9 protein-coding genes are annotated in these 8,018 nt (G+C 63.2%); all 9 read left to right on the forward strand.

Translation table 11 applies throughout. The features are described from left to right. The first annotated feature begins 29 nt into the window (after positions 1–29). Entirely contained in the window at positions 30–566 is a 537-nt protein-coding gene (locus tag EN935_RS13495) for a MotE family protein (RefSeq protein WP_127373374.1), read from the forward strand. Further along, on the forward strand, positions 563–1,273 hold the full coding sequence (gene flgH, locus EN935_RS13500) for a flagellar basal body L-ring protein FlgH (protein ID WP_127265271.1): 711 nt from the start codon (positions 563–565) through the stop codon (positions 1,271–1,273). Before EN935_RS13495 ends, flgH begins: the two co-directional genes overlap by 4 nt. 19 nt (positions 1,274–1,292) lie before the next feature. Then, positions 1,293–1,787 (forward strand): flagellar basal body-associated FliL family protein, encoded by a 495-nt coding sequence (locus EN935_RS13505; RefSeq protein WP_109659388.1) that lies wholly within the window; start codon positions 1,293–1,295, stop codon positions 1,785–1,787. Continuing rightward, positions 1,784–2,515 (forward strand): flagellar type III secretion system pore protein FliP, encoded by a 732-nt coding sequence (gene fliP, locus EN935_RS13510; protein WP_023810007.1) that lies wholly within the window; start codon positions 1,784–1,786, stop codon positions 2,513–2,515. Before EN935_RS13505 ends, fliP begins: the two co-directional genes overlap by 4 nt. Before the next feature lie 234 nt (positions 2,516–2,749). After that, positions 2,750–3,751 (forward strand): flagellin, encoded by a 1,002-nt coding sequence (locus tag EN935_RS13515; protein ID WP_126070314.1) that lies wholly within the window; start codon positions 2,750–2,752, stop codon positions 3,749–3,751. A 265-nt stretch (positions 3,752–4,016) separates the two neighbouring features. Further along, the gene (locus EN935_RS13520) at positions 4,017–5,084 is read left to right on the forward strand and encodes a flagellin (RefSeq protein ID WP_127373373.1); all 1,068 of its coding nucleotides are present in this window, start codon (positions 4,017–4,019) and stop codon (positions 5,082–5,084) included. Positions 5,085–5,237: 153 nt separating this feature from the next. Then, on the forward strand, positions 5,238–6,884 hold the full coding sequence (gene fliF, locus EN935_RS13525; protein WP_127265270.1) for a flagellar basal-body MS-ring/collar protein FliF: 1,647 nt from the start codon (positions 5,238–5,240) through the stop codon (positions 6,882–6,884). Positions 6,885–6,887: 3 nt separating this feature from the next. Further along, entirely contained in the window at positions 6,888–7,514 is a 627-nt protein-coding gene (locus tag EN935_RS13530; RefSeq protein WP_127265269.1) for a hypothetical protein, read from the forward strand. After that, positions 7,511–8,018, forward strand: a 508-nt coding sequence (locus EN935_RS13535) for a flagellar motor protein MotB (protein WP_281040334.1), incomplete at its 3' end; no start/stop codon positions are given. The genes EN935_RS13530 and EN935_RS13535, both read left to right, overlap by 4 nt.

An 8,018-nucleotide genomic window follows, 5' to 3' on the forward strand; every position in this document is an offset into this window, starting at 1 on the left:
CCCGCCACGAAAGCCGCCGCCCCGCCGCAATCTTGCTCGCGGCCGCCGCAGTTGCCACCATGACCCTTGCTGGCGGCACCGCACGCGGCGAGGAGACGGTCCGGCAGGTCTTGCCGGGAGCACCGGTCGCAGCGGCGGCGCCGCAATTGGCGCGGGAAAAGGCACCCGACCAAAGCGAGATCGAGCGCTTCTGCTCCAACATCGCCGACGCCGCCCGCGACCGCCGTTATGCTTTGCAGGCGGAGGAACTGAAGCAGCTTCAGGCCGGCATTGACGAGCGCATGAAAGCTCTGGATGCAAAGAAAGCCGAGTACGAGACCTGGCTGAAGCGGCGCGAGGTTTTCCTGGCCCGGGCCGAAGACGGCGTCGTCCAGATCTACGCCGGCATGAAACCCGACGCCGCCGCCGAGCGGCTGGCCATCGTCAACGCCGATCTGGCGGCGGCCATATTGATGAAGCTCGATTCACGCAAGGCGAGCGTCATCCTCAACGAAATGGACCAGAAGGCGGCGGCAACGCTCACCGGCATCATGGCCAGCGCAGCCCGAAGGGTAGATCCGTCATGATCCGCAAAATGCTCGTCCTGTGCGCGGTCGCCGTGCTGTCCGGCTGCGGAACCAACCTCAAGGAGGTCGGCAGGGATCCGGCTCTGTCGCCGGTCGGCTCCGGCATCGACGACGGCAGCACCGGCTCGCTCTATCGCTATCCTGAGACGCCGCCGGCACCGCCCAGGAAATTCTCGTTGTGGGATGACCGCCAGAGCCGGCTGTTCACCGACCCGCGGGCGCTGTCCCAAGGCGACATCCTGACCGTCAAGATCAAGATCAACGACCGGGCCAACTTCAAGAACCAGAACGACAGGAGCCGCACCGCCAACCGCAAGCTCGGTTTCGATATCAGCGCGGAATGGGACAAGGTTGGCAGCACCGCCGGCAAGGGTGCTGGCGCTCTCAACTCCACCACGGACACGACGGCCGATGGCGAGATCAAGCGATCGGAAACACTGGAGCTCAATGTCGCCGCCATCGTCATCGATGTCTTGCCGAACGGCAATTTGATGATCAAGGGATCGCAGGAAGTGCGCGTCAACGCCGAGCTCAGGGTGCTGACCATTGCCGGCATCGTGCGGCCGGCCGATATCGGCGCCGAGAACACCATCCCCTACGAACGCATCGCCGAAGCGCGCATCTCCTATGGCGGACGCGGCCGCATCACCGAGGTCCAGCAACCTGCCTACGGCCAGCAGGTTCTCGACCAGGTTCTTCCGTTCTAGGATCGGGGGACACGGCGCCGTGGCAAATGTCGAACAGGTTCAGCCGCGCAAGGGTCCCTCCCTTGCCATCCAGGCCGCCATGCTGCTGGTTGTGACGGCGGCCGCCATCGGCATGGGCTGGATGTCCGGCGGCTACCTGAAGGGCGTCGATGCCCCTGCGTCGGTACCGGTGGCGCCTGAGAACGAAGGCAAGGCCGAGCAGCCGGCTGCGGCCGAACAGCCAGGCGTGGGGCCGACACTCGTCGTCCTGGCGCCGATCACCACCAACATCGCCTCGCCTGCCGATACCTGGATCAGGATGGAGGTGTCCGTCGTCTATGACGGGCCACAGCCACAGGCAATGTCGGATGACATCCACCAGGACCTTCTGGCCCTGGTGCGCACCTTGAAGATGCATCAAATCGAGGGCGCCAGCGGCTACCAGCACCTGAAGGCCGATCTCGAGGAACGCGCCTCGATCCGCAGCCAGGGTCACGCCAAACAGATCCTCATCAGGACATTGCTGCTCGAATGAGAAAGTTCCTTCTCGCTACGGCGATGATCGCCGCCGCCACGTCGGTCGCGGCGGCGCAGCAACTCGATCTCGGCGGCATTGGCAAGGCCGACGGCACCACCGTCGGCTACATCATCCAGATGTTCGGCCTGCTGACCGTGCTGTCGGTGGCGCCGGGCCTGCTGATCATGGTGACGAGCTTCACCCGCTTCGTCATCGCCTTCTCGATCCTGCGCGCCGGCATCGGTCTGCAGTCGACGCCGGCAAACCTCATTCTCATTTCGCTGTCGCTGTTCATGACCTTCTATGTCATGGCGCCGACCTTCGACCAGGCCTGGAACACCGGCGTCAAGCCGCTAATGGACAATCAGATCACCCAGACCGAAGCCTTCGACAAGATTTCTGATCCGTTCCGCACCTTCATGCTGCGCAATGTGCGCGACAAGGACTTCGACCTCTTCGCCGACCTCGCCCGCGAGCGCGGGCAAACTGTTTCGCGCGACACTGTCGACCTGCGCATCCTGGTGCCCGCCTTCATGATCTCGGAGATCCGGCGCGGCTTCGAGATCGGCTTCCTGATCGTGCTGCCATTCCTGGTCATCGACCTGATCGTCGCCACCATCACCATGGCGATGGGCATGATGATGCTGCCGCCGACAGTGGTGTCGCTGCCGTTCAAGATCCTGTTCTTCGTCCTGATCGACGGCTGGAATCTTCTTGTCGGCAGCCTGGTGCGCTCCTTCAATTGACAGCTGGCGACTGATCCCTGGCAACTGGTCGCTGCCGTGCCGCGCAGGCACAGAATTTCAAGCAAAATATTTTCGATTAACCGTCCGGTTTAGCCCTTTGGTAGGGACTTGCCCGCATATTCGCTCGCAGATGGCGGGTGATCGATTTCAGAGATCATTGGCATGATGCCGCACCGTCATACCGGGAGACCCGGTATGTCTAAAAAACACCTGTAAAATCAAGGTACGAGTACCATGTCCAGCATCATGACGAACTCCGCTGCGTTGACGGCTCTGCAGAGCCTTAACGCCACCAGCAAATCCCTCACCGACACCCAGGCCCGCATCTCGACCGGTTACCGCGTTTCGCAGGCCTCGGACAATGCCGCCTACTGGTCGATCGCCACCACGATGCGCTCCGACAACCAGGCCATGTCCACCGTTTCGGACGCTCTCGGCCTCGGCGCCTCGAAGGTCGACACCGCCTACACCGGCATGAACAGCGCGATCTCCACCATCAACCAGATCAAGACCAAGCTGCTGGCTTCCTACGGCCAGACGGATGCCTCGAAGGAAAAGACCCAGGTCGAAATCACCGCTCTTCAGGCGCAGATGAAGTCCTACGCCGACGGCGCCACCTTCTCCGGCACCAACATGCTGTCCGTAAACAGCGGCGCCACAGCCACGACGGCTGCCGATGTGAAGATCCTTTCGGCGTTCAACCGTGACGCGGCCGGCGCATCTTCGATCTCGACCATCGACGTCAAGGTGGAAAACATCAAGCTGTATGAAGCTGGCACCACCGCGACACTCGCAAAGGGCATCCTTGACTCGCAACGCACCGGCTCCACCGGTGTGGCCACCCTCACGGCCGTGGCCGTGACCCTGGGCGCTGCTGCAACGGCCACCGACACCTATTCGGCCGCCAGCCTGAAGATCTTCGACACCGCAACGGGCAAAGCTGCAGGCGACGATCAGATCCAGCAGATGCTGACCGTCATCGACTCCGCGCTCGCCGACATGACCAACTCCGCCACCACGCTTGGCGCCGCCAAGAGCAGTATCGACCTGCAGAAGACCTTCACCTCGGACCTGATGGACTCCATCGATCGCGGTGTCGGCCAGCTCGTCGATGCCGACATGAACAAGGAATCGACCCGTCTGCAGGCGCTGCAGGTCCAGCAGCAGCTTGGCGTCCAGGCGCTGTCGATCGCCAACGGTTCCTCGCAGTCGATCCTGTCGCTCTTCCGCGGCTAATCGCCTCCGCTCTACCACAGTTCGCACTAAAAAATCGGGCCGCGCCAAAAGCGCGGCCCGATTTGCGTTTGCTCCAGCCCCACGCAACCCTCGGTCCTTAACTCTCGAAGGCCAGCGTTTAACAGGCTGTTAACCATGTCGCGCTAGTTATGGTTAACCAATAGCTTACAACAGTTGGCGAATCGGCCCTACCGGCACGATACCACCGTTGAACAGGCCTATCCGGCATGTCTGAGCATGTCGGTTTTGAGAAGGAGCGACTTTCTTGGCGAGCATCATGACCAACGCTTCGGCGTTAACCGCACTTCAAAGCCTCAGCGCCACCAACAAGTCACTCGAGCAGACGCAAGCTCGCATATCGACAGGCTACCGCGTCTCGCAGGCTTCGGACAACGCCGCCTATTGGTCGATCGCCACCACGATGCGCTCAGACAACCAGGCCCTGTCGACGGTGCAGGATGCACTCGGCCTCGGCGCCTCGAAAGTCGATACCGCCTACACCGGCATGAACAATGTGCTGACAACGATCGGCCAGATCAAGACCAAGCTGCTTTCGACCGTCGGCCAGACGGACGCAGCCAAGGCAAAAACCCAGACCGAGATCAAGGCGCTTCAGGCGCAGATGAAGTCCTTTGCCGATGCGGCCACCTTCTCGGGCTCGAATTTCCTTGCGGTGACCTCCAAGCAGGTCGCGGCCGCCAATGACGGCGTCCAGCCCGACTCGCAGATCGTGTCCTCATTCAATCGCTCCTCATCCGGCGCCATCTCGATCGGAACGATCAACATCGATGTCGAGGGCACCAAGCTTTTCGACTACGGCCTGGCCACCGACGTCAAGAACTACGGCACCCTCGATCGCCAGACCTCCATCTATGCCACTGGGGCCGCCCAGACCCTGTATGACAACGCCTATGCGGCCGCGCTCGCGCTCGGAAAAACGGACATCGCCGCAAACAGCGATGGCCAGACGGCGGCGGGAGCGGTGGTGGCCAGGGTCGACAATATTTCCGCCTACAACCTCGACATCACGGCGGCCGGGGTAACCGACGACATCATCACGCAGATGGTGACCAGGATCGACAAGGTCATGGCCCAGCTGACCGACTCCGCCACCATCCTCGGTTCGGCCAAGAGCAGCATCGACCTGCAAAAGACCTTCACCCAGAGCTTGATGGACTCCATCGACCGCGGCGTCGGCCAGCTCGTCGATGCCGACATGAACAAGGAATCGCCCCGCCTGCAGGCGCTGCAGGTGCAGCAGCAGCTCGGCATTCAGTCGCTGTCGATCGCCAACAGCGCCTCGCAGTCGATCCTGTCGCTGTTCAAGAACTAATCGCGGGCGCCACCGGCGCCCTCCTTTCGCATCCCGCCCTCCTTTTCGCACTTCGATTGACGGGCCGCGCCGCAAGCGCGGCCCGATTTCATTTTCGCACAAGCTTCGAGGACTACTGTTCCGGCGGACAATCATGCTGGGAGTCGTTGAACCGTGCCGGAACAGATCCAGAGCATCATCTCGAATCTCCGCGGATTTGGCGTGAAGCGCCTCGCCATGCTGGCGGGTATCGCCGTTCTGGTGATGGGCGTCATCGGCATCGCCTCGGTCTACCTCAACCGCCCTGCCTACGACACGCTCTATGTCGGGCTCGACCGCGCCGACGTGAACCAGATCGGCCTGGTGCTGGGCGAAGCCGGCATCGGCTTCGACGTCGGCGCCGACGGAACTTCGGTGCTGGTGCCGGCCGGCACCACCGCGCAGGCGCGCATGCTGCTTGCCGAAAAGGGCCTGCCGACCAGCGCCAATGCCGGCTACGAATTGTTCGACAATGTCGGCTCGCTCGGCCTCACCTCCTTCATGCAGCAGATCACCCGTGTGCGCGCGCTGGAAGGCGAAATCGCGCGCACCATCCAGTCGATATCGGGTATCAAGGCGGCGCGCGTGCACATCGTCATGTCCGAGCGCGCCAATTTCCGCCGCGACGAGCAGCAGCCCTCCGCCTCTGTGGTCATCCGCTACGCCGGCATCGACGCCGAGAAGAGCGCCATGTCGATCCGCCATCTCGTCGCCGCCGCCGTCCCCGGCCTGTCGGCCGACAAGGTGACGGTGCTCGATTCCAGCGGCAATCTGCTGGCCGCGGGCGATGATCCTTCCAACACCAGCGCCGCGCGCACGCTCGGCGTCGAGCAGACTGTCGAGGCGCAGATCGGCGACAACATCCGCCGCGCGCTGACGGCCTATCTCGGCCCCGACAATTTCCGCGCCAGCGTCAAGGCCGAAGTCAACACCGACACCCGCCAGACGGAAGAAACCATCTTCGATCCGAACTCGCGCGTCGAGCGCTCGGTGCAGTCGGTGCGTGCCAACGAAAACAACAACCAGAAGCAGGCTTCCACCCCGGCCAGCGTCGAGCAGAACCTGCCCGAAACCCAGGCAACCGCCACCGATGGACCGCAATCCTCGTCGCAGAACGACCGCAGGGAAGAGATCACCAATTACGAGATCAATTCGAAGAAGATCGCCACCGTCTCCAACGGCTACAGCGTCACCAAGATGTCGATTGCCGTCGTCGTCAACCAGCAGCGGCTGATGACCATACTCGGCAAGGACGCCACGCCGGAGCAGATTGCCAAGCGCGTGGCCGACATCCAGAAAATGGTGACCTCCGCCACCGGCCTGGACGAAAAGCGCGGCGACGTCATCGACGTGTCGGCGGTCGAGTTCATCGACGGGCTGGACGGCGAGGCGATCCCGCAGGCTGGAATGCTCGATTCCATCGGCCAGCATACCGGCACCCTGATCAACGCCGGCGCCTTCATCGTCGTGGTGTTCCTGGTCGCCTTCTTCGGCCTGAGGCCGATGGCGTCGGCGCTGACGGCAAAGGCAACACCGGCCCTGTCAGGCCCCAGCTTCGATGACGTCCAGCGCTCGCTGCCGACGCCGGAAGCAACTGCCGCCACCGACAATGCCGCGGTTGCCGCCTTGCCCGGCTCGCGCCCAGGTCCGACGCCGCTCGACGATCTTCGCCAGAAGATCAGGCCGGCGCCGCAGGATCGGCTTGCCCGGATGGTCGACCTCAACGAGGAGCGCACGGCGCAGATCCTGCGCAAATGGGCTGCCCAGGAAGTTGCGGTGTAAGCCATGCCCTCCGCAGCCCTCTTCGACCTTCTGCCTGATTTCGGCACCCGCGCGCAACGCGCCGGCCAGCCCCGGGCGGCAGTCGATCCCGAACACAAGCCCGAGACGCCAGCGCCGCAAGCCGATATCGGCACGCTGATCGCGGAAGCGGTTGCCCAGGCTGAAGCGGCGCTCGAGGCGCGCCTGTCGGCTGCGCATGATGCCGCGCTCGAAGCCGAACGCCAGGCCAATGCAGACGAAGCAAGGGTATTTCTCGAAAGCCTCGGCGACGATGTCGGCAAGGCGGTCTCGTCACGCATCGATGCCATGGAGGCACGCGTGACCGGGCTTGTCGCCGCCACGGTCGCCCGCATCATCGGCGGCATCGTCAGCGACGATCTGCAGAAACGCTCGATCGAGGTGCTCGCCAGCGCGATACACGAAGCGGTCGGCGATGCCGAAGCGGTGCGCATCGTCGTGCGCGGTCCGCTCTCGCTGTTCGAAACACTGAAGGCATCGCTCGGGCCGCGCGCGGCCAATCTCGACTTCGTCGAGGCACCAGGCTTCGACCTCACCGTCGCCATAGACGAAGCGGTGTTCGAGACACGCATGGCCGAATGGTCGACGACCCTCTCTGAGGTTCTGGCATGAGCGTGGCCGAAGCCGGACACACGCCCCACGAAATCATCATCGTGCGGCGTGGTCATGACGATCATGACGAGGCCCACCATGGCGGCGTCTGGAAGATCGCCTTCGCCGACTTCATGACGGCCATGATGTGTTTCTTCCTGGTCATGTGGCTGATCAACGCCGCCAACGAGCAGACCAAGGCAGCCGTCGCCAGCTACTTCAACCCGGTCAAGCTGGTCGACCGCAATTCGAGCCGCAAGGGCCTGGAGGACCTCGGCGACGGTCCGCGCGCGATCGGGACAACGGCCGACAATCCGAAGAAGGCGACCAGCAAGGCCGGCCAGGACGGCGATGGCTCGGCGGAACGCAAACAGGACAAGCAAGAACTCCCGCAGGCGGAACACTCCGACGAGCATCTGTTCGCCGATCCCTACGCGGTGCTTTCGGAAATCGCCACCGATACCGGCGTCATGCAGAATGTCAGCCAGAAGGGTGACGGCGGCGCACAAGCCGCCGGCCCGGCGA

This window comes from Mesorhizobium sp. M7D.F.Ca.US.004.03.1.1 (assembly GCF_003998635.1).
Taxonomy (GTDB): domain Bacteria; phylum Pseudomonadota; class Alphaproteobacteria; order Rhizobiales; family Rhizobiaceae; genus Mesorhizobium; species Mesorhizobium loti.

Coding starts and splice junctions, on each gene's coding strand:
- EN935_RS13530 (WP_127265269.1), top strand. CDS start 6,888: ATGCCCTCCGCAGCCCTCTTCGACCTTCTGCCTGATTTCGGCACCCGC.
- EN935_RS13515 (WP_126070314.1), top strand. CDS start 2,750: ATGTCCAGCATCATGACGAACTCCGCTGCGTTGACGGCTCTGCAGAGC.
- flgH (WP_127265271.1), top strand. CDS start 563: ATGATCCGCAAAATGCTCGTCCTGTGCGCGGTCGCCGTGCTGTCCGGC.
- fliP (WP_023810007.1), top strand. CDS start 1,784: ATGAGAAAGTTCCTTCTCGCTACGGCGATGATCGCCGCCGCCACGTCG.